The 18487-nt window shown below is 37.9% G+C and carries 15 protein-coding genes; all 15 read right to left on the bottom strand.

Annotated features, from left to right (window positions below):
* Positions 1–54: 54 nt before the first annotated feature.
* Positions 55–441 carry a lactoylglutathione lyase gene (gene gloA, locus HBA50_RS04950; RefSeq protein ID WP_005590267.1) on the bottom strand — a complete coding sequence of 129 codons (387 nt, stop codon included), beginning with the start codon at positions 439–441 and terminating at the stop codon, positions 55–57.
* Between the two features lie 74 nt (positions 442–515).
* A complete protein-coding gene (locus tag HBA50_RS04945) occupies positions 516–1895 on the bottom strand; it encodes a sensor histidine kinase (RefSeq protein ID WP_045497282.1) in 1380 nt (459 codons plus the stop codon).
* On the bottom strand, positions 1885–2559 hold the full coding sequence (locus HBA50_RS04940) for a response regulator transcription factor (protein ID WP_045497279.1): 675 nt from the start codon (positions 2557–2559) through the stop codon (positions 1885–1887). The genes HBA50_RS04945 and HBA50_RS04940 overlap by 11 nt, the downstream gene beginning before the upstream one ends.
* A gap of 120 nt (positions 2560–2679) precedes the next feature.
* A complete protein-coding gene (locus HBA50_RS04935) occupies positions 2680–3117 on the bottom strand; it encodes a hypothetical protein (protein WP_045497276.1) in 438 nt (145 codons plus the stop codon).
* Between the two features lie 353 nt (positions 3118–3470).
* Complete coding sequence (locus HBA50_RS04930) at positions 3471–5267, bottom strand: RAMP superfamily CRISPR-associated protein (RefSeq protein WP_166492634.1); 1797 nt, start codon at positions 5265–5267, stop codon at positions 3471–3473.
* Positions 5257–5802 (bottom strand): type III-D CRISPR-associated protein Csx19, encoded by a 546-nt coding sequence (gene csx19 / locus HBA50_RS04925; protein ID WP_045497272.1) that lies wholly within the window; start codon positions 5800–5802, stop codon positions 5257–5259. The genes HBA50_RS04930 and csx19 overlap by 11 nt, the downstream gene beginning before the upstream one ends.
* Positions 5774–7138, bottom strand: a complete 1365-nt coding sequence (locus HBA50_RS04920; protein ID WP_045497270.1) for an RAMP superfamily CRISPR-associated protein — start codon at positions 7136–7138, stop codon at positions 5774–5776. The genes csx19 and HBA50_RS04920 overlap by 29 nt, the downstream gene beginning before the upstream one ends.
* Before the next feature lies 1 nt (position 7139).
* On the bottom strand, positions 7140–9236 hold the full coding sequence (locus HBA50_RS04915) for an RAMP superfamily CRISPR-associated protein (RefSeq protein ID WP_045497267.1): 2097 nt from the start codon (positions 9234–9236) through the stop codon (positions 7140–7142).
* Positions 9237–10814: a Cas10/Cmr2 second palm domain-containing protein gene (locus tag HBA50_RS04910; protein ID WP_045497264.1), complete on the bottom strand. Its 1578-nt coding sequence runs from the start codon at positions 10812–10814 to the stop codon at positions 9237–9239.
* A gap of 1 nt (position 10815) precedes the next feature.
* Positions 10816–12012, bottom strand: coding sequence for an FRG domain-containing protein (locus HBA50_RS04905; RefSeq protein WP_045497261.1), 1197 nt, complete (start codon positions 12010–12012; stop codon positions 10816–10818).
* A 12-nt stretch (positions 12013–12024) separates the two neighbouring features.
* Positions 12025–13548, bottom strand: coding sequence for a TM1812 family CRISPR-associated protein (locus HBA50_RS04900; protein WP_045497258.1), 1524 nt, complete (start codon positions 13546–13548; stop codon positions 12025–12027).
* Positions 13545–13625 (bottom strand): hypothetical protein, encoded by an 81-nt coding sequence (locus HBA50_RS10530; protein WP_367302639.1) that lies wholly within the window; start codon positions 13623–13625, stop codon positions 13545–13547. The genes HBA50_RS04900 and HBA50_RS10530 overlap by 4 nt, the downstream gene beginning before the upstream one ends.
* A 660-nt stretch (positions 13626–14285) precedes the next feature.
* Positions 14286–16826 carry a M1 family metallopeptidase gene (locus HBA50_RS04890; RefSeq protein ID WP_045497255.1) on the bottom strand — a complete coding sequence of 847 codons (2541 nt, stop codon included), beginning with the start codon at positions 16824–16826 and terminating at the stop codon, positions 14286–14288.
* A 222-nt stretch (positions 16827–17048) separates the two neighbouring features.
* Positions 17049–17702: a phosphate signaling complex protein PhoU gene (phoU, locus tag HBA50_RS04885; protein WP_045497252.1), complete on the bottom strand. Its 654-nt coding sequence runs from the start codon at positions 17700–17702 to the stop codon at positions 17049–17051.
* An 11-nt stretch (positions 17703–17713) separates the two neighbouring features.
* Positions 17714–18472, bottom strand: coding sequence for a phosphate ABC transporter ATP-binding protein PstB (gene pstB, locus HBA50_RS04880; RefSeq protein WP_045497249.1), 759 nt, complete (start codon positions 18470–18472; stop codon positions 17714–17716).
* Between the last annotated feature and the right edge of the window lie 15 nt (positions 18473–18487).

The following is an 18487-nucleotide window of genomic DNA, read 5'->3' as shown; positions in this document are numbered from 1 at the left end:
TAATGTTAAAAAACCTGTATCTTACAAGTGCTAAAATACAAGTTTCACCTATTTTTAAAGACTTTTTTCTCGAATCACTTCGACCTTGTAGCCATCAGGATCTTTGATGAAATAATAATTTGGTGGGTTTCCAGGCAGCCCTTTTGGCTCAGTCACTTCATAGCCCTTAGCAGCATGCTCAGCGTGCAAACCTTCCAAATCAGGCGTGCTAAGAGCAATATGAGCAAAGCCATCACCGATTACATAAGGTCCGTGGTCATAATTATAAGTCAATTCAAGCTCATAATCATCGCCATCCAAACCAAGATAAACAATGGTAAAAGCATGCTCTGGAAAGTCCTTGCGGCGCAATTCCTTAAAACCAAACGCGTCTTCATAAAAGGCAATCGAAGCCTCTAAATTTTCCACTCGTAAACAAGTATGCAACATTTTTGATGTCATGGTTGTACCTCTCTCATTTCTTTCTTTTATTATACCGCAAAAGCAGTCAAATTTGAAATAATATGAAAAGTTTTTCAGCTTTTGCTAATTCGTTTTCTAATATCTGACCTAAGGGGAACTTTGATTTCAAAAATGGTTCCACGCGGTTTGTTATCTTTGACTGTGATGGTTCCTTTTAAGGCGTCCACGATTTGTTTCGCCAAGGAAAGTCCTAGTCCAAATCCACCTTTTTGACGAGTCCGAGCCTTATCCACCCGATAAAAACGATCGAAGACTTTTTTCTTGTCGTCGCCCGCAATCCCTGGACCATTGTCAGAAATACGCAAGGTCAAGATCCGATCATTGGCGGAGGCCACGAAATAGATCTCTCCATCCTCCTCTGTGTATTTGATGGCATTATCAAAAAGGATGGTCATTACCTGCTTGAGCAAGACTTTGTCTGTCGTGATTGATTTTGAAACCAGATTTTTGAAATCAAAGACCTTATCGCTTTCCTCCGCAATAATAGCATAGTTAGAAAAAGCTGTTGTGAAGAAGTCTGGTGTGACTTCACCGTATTCTGGCTTGATACCGTCATCGCGCCGAGCTAGGTTGAGTAAATTGGTCGTCAATAGGCGCATATTTCGCACTTCCTCTAAACTAGATGCGATACTCTCACTAGACTCCATAATCGTGGCCTCAGGCTTACGGAAGAGAGACTCCAGACGATTTTGCAGCACGGCCAGAGGCGTCCGCAATTCGTGGCTGGCATTTTCAACAAAAGACTTCTGCTTTTGCATGCTGTCCAAGAGAGGCTTGACACTCATCCGCGCCAGATAGATACTAGCAATCAAAGAAATACCCCAGAAGCTAATCATGACAATGGCAATCAGCTTTTCATGCTTTTCGCTAGTCTGCTCCAGCTGGCTGATACTGGTCATGACAACTGCGTATTTGACATTTTCAATTTCATCATCTGGATCAATGTCGAACATATAGGCCCGATAACTCTCGACCTGTCCATAGCTATTGGTCAGCTGAATTTGCTTGATTTGATTAAGAAATCGTTTATTAAATTTAATCGCATCAAAGTTCAAAAAGCTATTTTTTGCAGATACATTCTGATAATCATCATTCAAAAGAATGGCTGAGGTATTGGCACTGACATTGACCCTGCCCGGTTCCTCAATCTTGATATCATGAGCTTGCACAGACTCTGAATCTTTGTGCTCTGAATCCTTGTTCTCTGGCTCTTGGTATTGCCGCCCCGTCGTCCGATAGGCTAGATTGGCTACCCAGGCGGGATTTTGACTGAGACTTTTGAGATTATCATCAACGGTCGTGTAGAGGCTAGAGCGCATGACTTGGATAATAATGAGCGTCATGGCCGAGAAAATCAGGGTGAATACACCAAAATAGCGAATGAAATAAGAAAAATCATCCGCATATAAGGCTTTTTTGAGTTTATTCAGCATTCTTTAAAATGTAACCGACACTGCGAAGGGTTTGAAGATTATTCGCAAAAGCCGTTCCTTTCAATTTTTTCCGAATCTTAGATACATAGACCTCCACCACAGAAATGGTCGTATCGCTGTCAAAGCCCCACAAACGGTCGAAGATTTGAGTCTTGGGCAAAATGACATTTTGATTCTGAAGGAAGTAGACCAACAGATCAAACTCTTTACCCAGCAACTCAACTTCCTTTCCATCTACCAAGGTCGAATTGGTCGAAAGATTGACCGTCACATCACCATAGGAAAGGGTATTTTCATTAAACTTACCAGATCGTTTGAGCAAGGCTTGAATCCGCATCTTCAGCTCTTCCAGATAAAAAGGCTTAGTCAAGTAATCGTCAGCACCGAGCTCAAAACCATGGCCTTTATCATCGATACTTTCCTTGGCAGTCATAATGAGGACAGGAGTGCTCACCCCTTTTTCACGCAATTCTTTGAGTACTTGGAAGCCGTCCTTTTCAGGAAGCATCAAGTCCAGTAGAATCAGGTCATACACACCGCTTTCTGCTTCGTATAAACCTTCTTCGCCATCAAAGACCTGCATAACATCTGCAAAATCATCTAAAAAATCAAATACTGAATTTGACAGACCGAGGTCATCCTCCACTAATAGAATCTTAATCATCCTGTTCCTCCCTTTCTAGAAAAAGCTTATGCTGTGTAGTTTAAATAAAGACATGGCAAACACTTCTCATTCTATCTTCACTCATCTTTTTCTATTATATCATGACTTGTCGAAAATGCTTTAAGAATTTGTTGTTTTCGAGTTATTTTCGCTATTCTTATCATCTTTTGTTGTGCCGTCAGCGTTTGATGGCTTCTTTTTTGATTGATTTCCTTCTTGGGGTCCCCCTGGCTGACCATTTCCTTGTGGTGGCTGACCTCCACCTCCAGGACCGCCTTGGCCATCTTGACCGTTTTGTCCCCCCATCTGTGGTGGCATACCATTTTCATTTCCCTGCCCCTGACCTTGAGGAGCTTGTCCACCTTGACCTGGCATCCTGCCATCTTGCTTGTTTTGCTGAGGCATAGTGGCTTGCACTGAGCTCTGTTGCGGGCTTTTCTGGGTCAAAGCACCAATTCCATAGCCACCAATTGCTCCGACAGCTAAGGAGGCACTAGCTACTGCTGTTATCCACCATTTGGTACTCTTTTTAACTACAATCATTTTTTCCATATCCATTAAAGTTTTCCTCTTTCTAAATTTTGTATTTCATGGATTTTAACACTATGAAGCAATATAAATTTTGATTACACAAGTTCACATCTTTTCACGTGTTAGGGTTATTATAGGGAGTTTTGCTTAAACGGGACTGAATTTTTTCTTAAAGAAGGCTGAAACTATGGAGGGGTAAATACACTCGAGAGTGCTCCGGCTAAATAATAGGTTTCGCTAGAAGGGAAACTAATAGGAATAAACGGTAGTGCATTAGCAAGAGAACGAAAAAGACGATTGCTGATGCAATTCGTCTTTTTTTATTCAAACAAGAACCAATCATGGATAGCTCACGACTACCTAAGATCAGTTTATTGTAGCTAGTTATCTCGACTAACAACCCCCGTTTCAGGATATGGAGCCAAAATTTCTCGAATATAGACTTTTCCTAAGTTCTTACCTTTATTGTTAGCAAACCATTCGTAAATTGGTCCGTTTTCCTCAAGCCTTGGATAGTCAATGGTGTCATTAATCACTTTCATATAGCTAGAAAGATGCTTCATGATAGCCTTTTGTTCGTCGGAGTAGCTTATTCCTTCATAATCCGACTTAATATCGCGAGTGTTTCTTTTTAATTTATGATTCTCATCTAAGCTATAAGTGATTTCGTCCAGCCCTTCAACAATTATCTTAACCTTCCCCATACCGAATGGTTTACCACGCCCAATCCTATGGAAGCAATCAGAATCAGGTTCAAGTCTTATACACCAGAGTAAGAGCTTCAGCTCTTCTTCGGTCACATCCTCAAAAAAAATGTCAAATTCACAATTCCCTTTTGTTAAACAACGAACCTTATTGCGCATTTTGTAATTGTTTTTATTATATTTATCCTTAGCATGTGTATCTTGGCCGAGCCAATAAACCTTACGTCCCGTTAAGCGAGGAGTGTAGCTTTCCCGATCCGCATGCGAAATATTAGTATCCGCTGTACGACCTTTGATGTGGTAGTCGTAATTCCAAAAACGTGTATTCCCATCTTTAGGAGGTTGTAAATAAAATTCGGTCGCAGAATAGTGGGGCTCACCAAGTATCGGTAAAACCAAGGGGGCTTCAAATTCTGCTTCCCTGATAGGCTCGCTATCACAAAAACGCAAACGTGAAGCTAGAGCATGCCCTTCTCCATCTTGCCCTATCTTACCAAACAGACAACAGGCTGGACACCACTGGTCGCCAGCTCCATCACAAGGCTGGTGCCCAGAATGATTGTCTCGGAGTATCTCCGAAATCGTATGATTAAAAACTTCACGCGTGATACAAGCAGGGGACATATATAGGACACCATCTACTTGTGTATAAAATACTGGTAGTATCGGATTCTTATCTACATTAAAATATGCTTTTGCATAATCTCTATGCGCATTCTTTTTTCCATATTCTTCCAATACCTTTTCAAATCTTACAATATCATTCGGCTGTATAAGAAAGCATGCAGCAGTGCTATCTTTTGTAATGCTTTCTATTTCCTGATAAGTAGCCTCATACAAATTTATTTCTTGTTCATTATGCTTAAACTTCTGATAAATTTCTTTCGGGTAGAAAAGTGATTCTGATTTCTTTTTATTTTTAGAAAAGTATTCTCCAACTATCACATGACCTACTTTATAGGAGTTACCATAACAAATTCTTTCTCCACTCTTATAGTATTTGCTTTTTATTTCTGCTTTTGAAATCTTTCTTCTCTCGCAGCCAATTAAAGTATTCTCTTTTCTATTCCATAATCCTGGCTCCTTGGATAAGCTGATCCGCATATGGGTCAGATTTTTATCATCAATAACTGATAGACACGAATTGGTTAATTGTTCGTAGACATTGCGAATCATGCCTCGGATTTCGCTCCCTGGAATCCGGGGTTGTTCTGGAGCTTTTAAAGGGAATTTACTTTCTTGGCTCAAGTCTTGGTAAGAAAAGAAATCTTGCCCTTTTAAAGTATCTTTGTCGAATTTTTCTTCAAAAGTCTTACTGGTATTAGGAATAAAAGTCGGAGACTCTATGCTTAGTTTACAGTGAATCCTTCCTGATAGGGAGCCTTTTCGCAGATTGGTTCGATTAGGAGCTTCATCTTTGATAGACAAGAAAGTATAGGGATTGATAAATTTATATGTATTGTCAGGCATCATTTTCTCCTTTAACTTCTGATAGGTAAGGAGTTGCTTCTTTTGTACTAAAAGCAACAAAACGCCAGTCGACTGACTGTAAGTCTCCATCAGCGGTATTGAAATAATTCCGTACAGTGATAAAGGCAGTCTCTCCTTTGTCAACAGGAATAGGCAGAGTAACTTCAATGCCACGGTCTTCTTTTAGAGTGGTACTACCATTTTCGCTACAGTTTTTCTCTGGATCTCCCCAAATCTTATGTTCTTCATCGAAAATAAGAATATCATCCCCCGTCTTATCTTGTCTGATACGACCTTGATAAGCATGTTCACCATCTTCCACTCGGATAAGATAGAGTTCTTTATTTTCATTAAAAGCACGCAGCTCTAGAAGATAGGCTCCCGTTCTACTCGTTTCGATCTTGTTCTCCGAAGAGCATTCCTTTATTTCGACTCCATCACTCCAATAATAGACAGCATAAGTATAGCCTGATAGGGATAGGCTATCAAACTGGGTTAAAGGCGTTATCTTACTCTTTATCGTTTGAAACTTCGTCATCTTTCACCTCTCCTTTTCTAAAAATTCCCCCTCCGACTGCAGTTTGACCACCAACAGCTAGATATCCCTCCTGTAAATCCTCAAAACAGACATCAAGTAAGGATTTTACAAAATCATACTGTTCTTGTTCATCTTTCAACTCTTGCGATAGGACGATCTCTAAACAGCAACTAGATCTATCCCCCTGAGTATATGCTAGTTTGTTATTAAATAACAAACCTTTTGAAGCTCCACCAGTAAAGCGATCTATAGCTGTTCGGGTTCTTAATATTTCTGAAACGTTTCCCTTTTCAAAATGACTCTCTTTGAAAAAAATATGTGAAGCCTGATTATTAGAAGCCTGAGGCCCGTCATTCTTATCACTTTTTTTCTCATGAACATAGCCAAATAAATAGTCTATAAGCGCTTTAGGCCAAGATTCTTTATTGATGTCACATTTAGGAAAAATGTCACCAATTACTTCCCTATCTAACTGATTTAATATTCGCTCCATATGGTGTCGGAAGACTCCTGCCCAAGTTGTACCTGGAATCACTACTTCGTCTTTACTGTTTTTAAGAGGGACTGCATCAATTGTTCCCTCATCATACTGCTCATTGTGAGCATAGTCACGAATGAAAAGAAAACTATGCAACTGAAGCAGTGTCTTCAAAAAGTCATCATTTTGTGGTCCTAACAGCAGTTTTTCTGTAAATTCAGTATCAGACCATTTCCAAATAATATACTCCTCCAAATCATCTTGCTGTGTTAAATTAAAATATTTGCTTTTTACTCCCGCTGTATCTGAATCTAGAGAGGGAAGGAGTTTAAAATAGCCATATCCTCGATTGCTTTTTCCACCGATTCGAATCTCTCCATGATGAAAACCTGCAATCAAGGCTCTTACAAGGTTCTCTACTTCATCCCTTTTTCCCTTATCTACTTTAAATTCTAGTCGGAAGGAAAAGGCAGCTCCTGCTTCAACAATCTCAAAATCAAACTTACTTTCATCAACTGCTACTTTATTTTCCAACTTTACAGAGTCACGAATACGAGTGGGCGGTTTCTCAGCTCCCTCTAATTGTCCATCGTAGACAATGACTTGACTCTGCCTATATTTCGTTGATTCATGTCCCTTCTTACCTTCACCAAAATAGCTCTTCACCTTATCTTTAAAGTTATCATCTTTTTCCAAGTAGGCTCTACAAACTCCTGCTAAAGCCGTACCAGGTATAAAAGGTTCTTTTTTATGATTCCTCAGCAAATCCATATCAGAATAAGTATCGTCACCATTACCAATCATAAAAGGAGTTTCAGCTTTCAAGATCCCCTTAAACAAATAGATACTATCGCCCATATTAGTTCTCCCTCCCCTTATTATTTTTATACCAGAACTTGATAGCTGTTAGAATATATTGCAAATAGTGTAGAGAAGCTCTGACCTTTTTGTCTGTGTCAACAATGTCATCCATTTTAAACTCTTTAAACCTTTTAAGAATTGCCTCACAAATCTTCTGTTCGTTGTTATTTTTATCATTGCTGTTTTTAAAAACAGAGCCTAAAACTTCAAGTGTAGCTTCACCACCCTCTCTATTTAAGTTTTGATAGACGGCATTGAGTCGCATGAGTGACGAACTACTCGTTTTTTTCAAAAGGAAGGACTGTGTTTCTATTATCTCATAGGCTGACTTTTCCAGCTCTTTAAGCAGATGATTGAAATCAATCTGATCTTTTAAGTCTTTACCAGCTGAAGTGAGTTCAAATCCAACTTCACCTTCTACATTTTTTTCTTGGTTTTCAGACTTTTTAAATCCTATATTGGACAACTCAGGATTAACTTTTTGTATACGGTACTGTCCGTAGCCTTCTGCCTGAAGTAAACCCATAAAGCCTTCAGAACGCTTGGGCTCAATCTTTGATTCAACACATATTTGTGTTCCCATTGAAAAGGCACTAAACCGACGGCGTGGCATCTTCCATTTACCATTATAGCCTCCTGTCGTTGTTGTGCCTGTATAGATGTCACCAATGATTGGTTTCTTACTTTTATTAGGTTCAGTTCCCTCATCTATATTAAACAATTTTTCAACGGATCTTTTTAGAACATCTAGCGAGACAGAATTTAAGCCATATTCATCACAGAGAATGGTATCTGATAAGAGATTGACAATATAAACGTGTGTTTCTTCGCCTGATGGGCTAGCATCCTTACTAGTGTTATTATTCAAGTCACCTTCCATATTTCTGTTAGGTACAAGCGTCAAAACACATTTTCCAAACTGAATATTAGCTGAGCCTCCCAGACGGATTTCTCCGTTATATTTGGCAAGAATCTCTTTCAATTTATTTAATATGCTCTGATCGCCTTCAATAAAGCCTGCGAAAGACTGTCCAGCTTTCAATAAAGGAAGAGTGAAAAGGTCATTATCTCCTTTTGTTGTGACATGGTAACTAATGCTCTTTTGCATTTCATAAGAATCATAAGACAGAATGTTCGTACCCTCTTTGGACTTTTCATAGCCAAAATAAGCAAAACCTGTTTTTTGGGTGTATTGCTTCCCTTCACATCTTCTATAACCATCTGCTTGAGAGTAAATTTCCTCTTCATTCTTCACATTGATATAACTTAAAAGCATTGGGTAAAAAAACTTGTCATCTATGCAAGGATAAGCGTTACTAAATTTTACTTTAGTAAGTAACTCTTGAATATTTTCCTGTTCAATTCTACCGGCAAACCAGCCTTGCAAAGCTGTACCTGTAATATAATCTTTCTCTGAGACTAAATCTGTCTCCAAGCTAATATTATAACGAAAAATAGTAGATGTTTGACGTTCTCCATATGAATCATTGGTATATTCCTTCAAAGCATTTTCCTGTTCCTCTAAAGTACAAACGACTTCCCCATAACCTCTTGTACGATTGAGTCCGATATGTCGAAGAAGCTTGGCACATTTTCTCAAAAATTCTACTTTTTCACTACTTGAACTATCATCTAAGTATAGTGTCGCTTCAAATATTGTGCCACTTGGTACAGCTCCAATTGTTCGTAAAGATTTGGGTTTAGCAACACCATTTTTCATTTGAGTAGCGTGTCTAGCTACTGTATAATACTCAGCAACCGCGGACGGATTATATAAGGACGGCTGACTCTTAAAAAGCTTATCTAAATCCTCTTTTAGATTGCTCACATCTTTAATCTCTGCGTTATTGACGATGAGAGCACCAGCCTGTTCTCCTTTTCCAAACAATATTTCAACAAAATTCTTATTTTCAGGATCACAAGCTATCAGAAATTCTGCTTGTTCTCGCAGCAACCCCTTCAGACGTTTAGCCGGAATGTAGGGCAATCCATAATCATTATAAGCAGAAACTGTATCAAATTGGACACCATCACCTGTACCTGTACCACAGCACATATCAGATTTTAACTCAATCGTCAGTTGTAAGATTTTCATCTATTTGCCCCCTTTTAAATAATCCCAAACATCCAATATATCAAAATATGTCGCTTTATTTCCCATCCAAGGTTGCAACTCACACTTTTTCCTAGCCTTAATCATTTGTATCACATAATCAATTTCCATCTCGCTCGTTGCGTAGGCGTGTTGCAAAGCTTTAAGCTTATTATTAGCAATTCCGAGATTGACTAATTCCTCATAGGTATCTATAAAATTTGTATAAGTATATTCTTTAGGAATATTTTTATCATTTTCTTTTATATACAAATATGGCCTTCTTAATAAGCATTTGGGCTTTTGATTATTTTTGTCCAAATAGTAATTAGAGGCACGGAAATTTTTTATGTCTGTAGGCATACCACTTTTGATAATTTGAAAATCCATGCTCGAATGAGTAACATCTATATTGTTTTTACTAAATGGATATTCTAATCCTCGTTTTTTAGCATTCTTACATAGCTGTTCTGCTATGTCATAAGCCGTGCTGAAAGGGAATTTATCGTGAACAAAGGCAATACCTATCCCAACAGAAATATGAAAATCTTTGAGATGAGAATAGTTTCCACCTTCTTTTTCCTTTTCTAATGTTTTCACAAATAAATCACAAAATTGTAAGGCCTTCTGTGATTTTATTATAACAGTAATATCATCTCCATCTGCGATAATTTCTCGATAAGGTATATTCTTAGTCAATTGCTGAGCTGCCCTGTAAGCTTTTTCAGTTTTAATTTCTTTTTTGAATATCTCATTAACCGTGCTATCTAAAGTATCTCTGTATATTTTGCTAATTTCTTTAGAGAGCTCACGCATATTTTGCAGTTGGTCAAATAATGTCGCATTCTCTTCATTCTTCTTTGCAAAATCAATTATCTGTTTCCCCATAGTGTTTCCATCAATGTGGATCACAGCAACAAAACTTTTCTCTCCCTCATCTCGGAACTGCTCAAAATTATCCGCATAATATTTGCTAATTCTCTCGCTGCTTTTTTCATCTCTCGTTGAATAAAATATTTCATTTTTTTTAAATCGACCATAACTAGCATACTTGCAAGGACTGTCTTTCGATGTTGGAACTGATACTATCGGCTCTTTAGTTTCATTATCCTGAGCACCAAATGCAAAACCGCGAGCAGTCTGAATTGGAGCTGTGTTTTGTTTGTAGGTTGTTAAAGCTTGCATTAATGGTTTTTGAATTTTTTCTACAAAGCTTCCCTTTTGATTTAAATGGTCTATTTCAATTTTGGCATGGCAAAGACGGATACCTCCACCAGAAAGTTCAAAAACTTCTTTTTGTAATTCAATAGTTACTGATTGATAACTTTTTTCATTCTCGTACAGTACAAGAGCATTACCACCACCAATGTAAATAACATTCCCAAAACGTCCTTTAGGGATTTCTTTTGAAAAATCTTCATTTTCCCAATTATCGTTATCATATCTTAATTTTTTAGGTAGTAGTTCAAACAGTATCTTGTGTACAATTTTCGATCCGCCTACCATTTCACGTAGCTTATTTGTTGAGAATATGAAGCTCTGAATACCACTAATGTCATAAATTGCAATACACTGTGTCATACTATTCTCCTTTTGCATTCTTTAAAGTACTATCTACTACTTCAAGATAATCTGTACAAATAAAATTTTCTAATTCGGGATAAACAAAACTCTGATCAATCCCCATGTAGCGTAACTGCTCTAAAAATTCCTGACGAGATACTTCAAAAGCTTTATCATCATCTCCTTTTTCCAAATCTATTATCCAAACAGTATCTATGTATTTCTCTGGTACATTATTATTGTTTGATTTATCTAGAGCATTTAATAGCAAAAATCCTCCATTTTGATTTTTAATGCGATCATTCGAAAAATGAGGACGAATAATGTAATCATTATCTAAATCTTCAAATTTTATCTTTTGATCAAATCCGGGATTATAATACTTGGTTTTATTAGCTAGATTTTTCATAACATCATAATTCTCAATAACAGAATTTAGGACATCTATGAGGATTAAATCCCACGCTTCTTTATTTAATGTTTTAGCATTAAAGGCCGCTTGCATATTTTTATAATTATTAATATAAGGAATTGGATCTATATTATTTCTTTTGCTGTTTATAAAGTTCATCAAATTCGTATAAGTGCTTGGTTTGATTGATGAATTACCCTCTACAAATTTTTGAAGCTCTTTCTTCATAGCTTCATAGTTATTTTTTAAATTTTTAATTTCATCCTGTTCTGCTGTAGATAATCTTGATAATGCAGCTATAACAGCAACGGTATTGTCAAAAACACTTTTTTGAGCATCCCAGCCTTTATTCTGTCTTGCTCCCAGCTTAGATTCAGATTTATTATTCTCTTCATTAATCTTTTCTGTATCAATAACATAGACATAGTGTTCCTTTATGCTGGAGTCCCCAGACAAGGCAAAAAATAAAGCTATATAGGGATTAAAACTAATATCTAAGAGTCTTGTTGGCAAACCATAGTGTTGCATGAGGAGTAAAATTTCTAGATTACTTTTACATTCTTTAAAAATATTTGGATAGCGACTTATAACAGCATCAATTAGATCACTTTCCCGATAAATTTGTTTATCTCCGCAACTATCTTTCATCTGACGAAAAATCTTGGGGGTGAGCTTCCATTTTTCAAAGCCAGGATATTTTCCTTCTCCACGAAAAACATATCGATGACGATAGGTATCCGCTTCTAGCATTTGAACTTTTTCGACAAAATCTCTGAAGTTTGTAATTCTAATTTCATTTGGCATTTCTTAATCCTCTCAATCATTGCTAGAAGTAAAAATTAGTGCTTCAAAAAATTTTGTAGATTTCTCATTATTTGAAAACAGTCTTGCTAGACGCTCTTTAATATCAACTACAATATTTTTGATAGATTCATCGTGGCTTAGTAGCTTCTCAATCTCTTCTTGAAGCTTAATTAAATAACTCTCTTGCTCTGTTATTTTTTCCTGTAAATTGTCTATATCTCCAGATATGTTGAAATTACAATGAGAAAAGGTATTGCAGATTTTTGTTCTAACACTTTCTTCAGCTTTTTTTATCGGTTCATAAATTTCGGATTCCATTTCTCCTATGACAGTATTTTTAAAATAATTTCTAAACTTATGTTTAAATAAATCATCTTCTTTGATATCATTATTTACTAACCAGATTAATAGTGTTACTAAAGCTTCTTGTGTTGTCACAGCTGCTTGACCAATACGTCCTTGTCTAGCGTACCATTTCCCTAATTCAAATTGAAAGTAGGCAAGGCGTTTCATTTTTTCTTCATCTTTTGAAATAGATAAAGATTCCTTAAAATGCACTCCTAAATCTTTCGCAATTTCATCCCTTATAAATTTTACTGCTGGATCCTCAATTCCTTGTAAAAGATTAGTATCTTCCACTAAGCGTGTAATTGCTTGGTGCAAATGGTAAAGATCATTACGATTTGTTCCATACTCAAACTGGTTGAAGCTTTCTCTTAGGTTTTCGTAGTTCGGATCATTAGCCCTTTTATCTAATAGTTCCAGAAGAGTTTTGACACTTGCATAGGAACGAAATTCATTAGCTGCATTGATCCATGCCATTAGATTATCTACGCTATTAAGATTGACGATCGGTGTCTTGCCTGGGTATGTTTTATCCTCAAACATACCATAAAACACTTCAAACTCTGCCTTCCAATTCAAGACATTAGATACATAGTTTGACAACATATAGGTAAAGATAGGAAACGAACGAAATCCATTTGTAATATCACAAATAATTTTGTTTTTTTGCTTATTATCGAAAAGATTAGCTGCCTCCTTAACTAACTTTGTTTTAATGTCTTCAAATGTTTGGTTTAACTCTTGGTTAGTTGAACCAAGAGTTATTATAACAGGATGAAATGTGACTGAGTTACCTCTTAACTTTGTGAAATAGTCAGTTGCTGGTTCAATAGCTTTTTTTAGTAAATCTTCCTTTAGACTGACTTTATTGGTGTCGGAGAACTCATTTCGAAAATCCTGATAATCCTTCATTGAAAAAGATCCATTTTTTATAGCAAAATGTCTATATATCTCTTCCCAAGAAGATGTAGCAGTTCCAACCAACAAAACCTTACTGACATTGATTTCAGTCCACTTTGTGAGATAGTATTCATAAGTAAATTTTGATGTCACTTCTTTTTTTGAGATAGGGTCATAATAATTCGTTTTAGTGTAACCGAACTTATTGTCTTTAATAGAGTCTTCATCTTTAATTTGATCTTCTGTGGGTCTAATCGCACCTAAAAAAGCAACTAAAATTCCCTCTGTCATTTCATTTCCTCCATTCTAAATATTCCAAAATCTCGAGAATTCTTTTCACCAAGACTGATATTATAAAGCAAGTGCATAGGTTCAGGACTGGCAAACAGGTGAATATTTCTCATATAAGCCTTGATAGAAGTTTTCTTATACAATTAGTTTATTCTTTTAATTCTTAGGAAATAGTGATATATAACTTGCATAAAGCTTATAACCTCAATTGTTGTCTAATCTTATTTTGACTGATCTTACAGGAGCCAACCCTCCTTCTATAAACTCAGCTGACATGTAAAGCTTTCTTCATAAAAGAGAATACCATATAGTAAACTCTTCCTAAGAGTATATCTCAATCACTCATTGGGATTAGAAACGTAAAATATAAGTTTCAAAAAATTATAATCTGACTTGAACTATGGATACTAAAATATCCCAATAAAAAACTGAAGATGAAACATAAAACTTCCTAATACCTGCTATCTAACGATATGTTTCCTTAACTACATTTCTAAAATTTAGTTTTACTGATATTAAAGTAGGAATAGGGACTTGGCACTCCATCTAACATCTATTCTAAAACTCCTTCCGATATTATTATACAAATAAATTAAATTATTTTTAGTTATATTATAGCACAAAATGTTAGCGTTTCCAATTTAAATATGTTTTGAGAATAAGAAAAAGACGAATATCTAGTACTCAGGATGAGCAGATATTCGCCTTTTATAACTATATAGTTCCCTAATTATTTATTATCTTTCTTGAATAGCTTTCTCAACCGCTACTTTTTCACGGGCAATCAAGGCAACACGCGCTGCGATTTCCTTAATTCCCATGCTGATATTACGGCTGATAGCCATATCGTCTAGCTGTGGTTCAAAGAAGGCCTTGTATTCTGCTAGTCTTTCTGTTGTCTTGAAGGCATTAGCTGGATAAATGACGAATTTGTCGAAGCTCATGTCGCCACCCAGAGCAGCCTTAATCCAATCCCAATTCTCACGCGCCCAAATCCAAGCAGTTGCTTGAGTGAACTGATGATTTAAGAGAGGGAAATACCAGCTCATTGCCAAATCTTGTGGTTTTACGATATCCTTGTTTTTCAAAGATTCCAAGATACGAGCAAGTGTCTCTGCGTCCTTAGTGTAAGCCAAAGCAGCTGCCAATTGGCGTTTGAAGCTACCGTCAACTGTTGAAACATAATCATTCAAGTATTGGTCGGCCAATTCTTTGCTCTCAAAATGCTTGATTTGGTTAATGAGAATATGTAAGCGAATAGCTGCAGGCAATTTCTCCAAGTTCTCTTGATGAGCAGCAAAAATGCGACTTGCTGCTTGACTTGCTGCTTGATCGTCAGCTGCAATCAAACTTCCTACAACAATCTGACGAACCAACTCATCTTCATCACTTTCGCCTTCTTGTGCTTCAAAGCCAAGGCGATCAAAGTTGAATTTGCTAAGTTTAACTACCAATTCATGATAGGCTTTCTCGCACTCGCTTCCTTCGTCCACAAACAGCTTGAGACCATTCAGAACGGCTTTGACTCCTGAGACAACCAAATAAGAGGTTTCTTCTGTTAGTTTTTCAATAACTGGAACCAAATCAGCAAATGAAATGCTGCCTGCTTCAGCCAAGAGACGCCGCTCTTGCACTACTTGAAGCTTGCTGGTGCTATCCAAGTCTGTAATGGTATCTAAAATCTGCTCAAGCAAGATACCTTGATAGTCCGTGATATAGTGGGCTGTATTTTCAGTATTAAAGCGCAGGACACCGTGGTTTTGAGCAGCCAAGGCAGAATAATTTGGAATTTCCAACGTTTCTGTTTCCAGCGTATCTGGCAAACCTTTCCAGTTGCTATTTAAAGGCAAGACCCAAGTGCGTTTCTTATCTTCGTGCTCCCCGATAAAGAATTGTTTTTGAGAGAGTTTGAGGGTATCGTTTTCTACTGTAGCTGTCAAAACAGGGTAGCCTGGCTGTTCCAACCAAGAGTCCATAAAGGCTGCTACATCACGACCAGAAGCAGCTCCCAAGGCATTCCAGAGATCACGACCGATGGTATTTCCATACTGGTGTTTAGCAAAGTAAGCGTTCAATCCTTTAGCAAAGGCCTCATCACCCAACCAACGACGAAGCATGTGCATAAGGCGGCTTCCCTTAGCATAAACGATAGCCGGATCAAACAAGGTATTGATTTCGTCAGGGTGCTTCACTTCCACATGGACAGACTGAACTCCGTCTGTCGCATCCCGCTTAAGCGCCAAAGGCACACCTGTTGTTTGGAAATTCTCAAAGATATTCCAGCTTGGTTCAATCGCATTGACACAGACATACTCCATCATGTTGGCAAAACTTTCGTTGAGCCAAAGGTCATCCCACCACTTCATAGTGACCAAGTTTCCAAACCATTGGTGAGCCAACTCATGAGCAACGACAAGTGCTACATCTTGACGGCTGGATACCGTAGAATTTTCATCTACTAAGAGATAAATCTCACGGTAGGTCACCAGACCCCAGTTTTCCATAGCACCAGATGAAAAGTCCGGCAGGGCAACATGCAGCGACTGAGGAATAGGGTATTTAACACCGTAATACTCTTCGTAAAATTCAATCGAGCGAACCGCAATGTCCAAAGCAAATTCTAAGTTGCTAGCTGGGTGAGCCTTGGTTGCATAAACACCGACCAAAGTGCCGTTTTTAGTTTTAGCAGTAATTCCTTGCATATCACCTGCAGCAAAAGCCAAGAGATAGGAAGACATGCGAGGCGTTCTTTCAAACTTCCAAATGCCAGTTGCTTTCCGGTTTTCAACGTCGATTTCAGGCATGTTAGACAAGGCAAGTTCGCCTTCTGCTTGGTCAAATTTCAAGGCCAGATCAAAAGTTGCCTTAGCTTCTGGCTCATCCACACTTGGAAAGGCTTCGCGGGCAAAATGGCTCTCAAACTGAGTAGAAATAATTTCTTTTTTCACTCCATCCACAGTATAGTAAGATGGGTAAATCCCCGTCATATTGTCAGTAATCTTACCTGTATAGGTCAAGGTTACTCCCACAGAGCCTGCTGTTTCCAACTCAACATAAAGAGCTTCATTGTCATTATCAAGAGTGAAGGGGCGAGCTTGTCCAGCCACTTCTACGGTCTCAATCGTCAAATCCTTTTGGTGCAAGGAAATTTTCTCAGCTTTGGCTTCACCGGTAATGGTAACTTTCCCTGAGAAAGTCTTATCCGCACGATTTAAATCCAAAAAGAGATCATAGTGCTCTGGAACAAAAGTATCAATAAAATGTGCAACTGCTTGCATGTTTTTCTCCTCATCTAATTGAAGGGGCTGGTATTAACCCAACCTCCATCAAGATTCATCTCTTACTATTTTACCATATTTAGTGACTTTATACTCATCCTAACTGACTCAAAATTGATTTTCATCTTCAAACATAAAGTAATCATTTTAAAGCCATCCTGTCACTAGCTTTTCTCCTCCCCAAACAAAAAAGACAAGCTTAGCCTGTCTCTTTAACATATATTATAATTCAATAATTTTACCCGTTTCAAAGTAAACGACCCATTCGCAGATATTTTTGGCATAATCTCCGATACGTTCCAAGAAAGAAATAACCTGGAAATAATCACGGCCTGTAACGATGGCTTCAGGATTTTTCTTGATTTCTTCCGTAGCCAGATCACGAATGCTATCAAAATAATGGTTGATTTTTTCATCCATGGCTGCTACTTCATAGGCTTGATCTACAGAACCATTCAGGTAGAGATCAAGGGCAGCTTCAACGAAATTTTTCACATCGCGGCCCATCTTTTTAATTTCGTCCTCGACAGCTGGAATACGCTGTTCGCCCTTCATACGAATGGCTGCTTTTGCAATGGATACCGCATGGTCTCCCATACGCTCTAAGTCTGAAACGGCCTTGAGAACGGTTAGGACAGTGCGAAGATCTTGAGAAACGGGTTGTTGGAGGGCAATCATTTCAAATGATTTCTTTTCCAATTTCACTTCATATTCATTTACTTCTGCATCATCTTCGATGACTCCCTTTGCCAAGTCACGGTCATGTGTGACAAAAGCACGCACGGTGCGGTTGATTTGTGAGAGCACTTCTTGTCCCATTGCGTAGAACTGATTGTGCAATTTCTCCAAATCTTCTTCAAATTGAGATCGTAACATCATTCAACTCCTTATCCAAATTTTCCTGTAATATAATCTTCTGTTTCCTTATTTTGTGGGTTGAGGAACATCTCCTTAGTATCATTAAACTCCATCAAATCACCACCCAAGAAGAAGCCCGTTTTATCCGAAAGCCGAGAAGCCTGCTGCATGGAGCGCGTCACCAAGAGCATGGTATAGGTGTCCTTAAGTCCATAGAGAGTTTCCTCAATTTTACCCGCAGAGATTGGATCTAGAGCCGATGTAGGCTCATCCAAGAGGATGATTTTCGGACTAGTAGCCAAAACGCGTGCTACACAAATCCGCTGCTGTTGACCACCAGAGAGACCGATAGCGGAATCATGTAAACGGTCTTTCACTTCGTCCCAAATAGAAGCCCCAATCAAGGAACGCTCCACCGCTTCATCTAAGACTTGTTTATCCTTGACACCGTTGATGCGCAGTCCATAGACAACATTTTCATAAATGGTCATTGGGAAGGGATTAGGCTGCTGGAAGACCATGCCAATTTCCTTACGCAACTCCACCGTATCTGTCCGAGGACTGTAGATATTGTGTCCGTTATAGATGACCGTGCCAGTCGTTGTTACTTCTGGATTCAAATCACCCATACGGTTGATAGCCTTGAGCAAGGTAGATTTCCCTGAACCGGACGGTCCAATCAAGGCAGTGATTTCATTAGGCATAAAGTCCAAGGAGACACTATTGAGTGCTTTCTTTTTATTATAATAAACCGACAAGTCCTTGACTTGCAAAATAGGTTCTGTCATAAATTCATTCCTTTA

Origin of the sequence: Streptococcus cristatus ATCC 51100, from assembly GCF_011612585.1 — a bacterium.
Classification (GTDB): Bacteria; Bacillota; Bacilli; order Lactobacillales; family Streptococcaceae; genus Streptococcus; species Streptococcus cristatus_H.
This window is presented reverse-complemented; position numbering and strand designations above follow the sequence as displayed.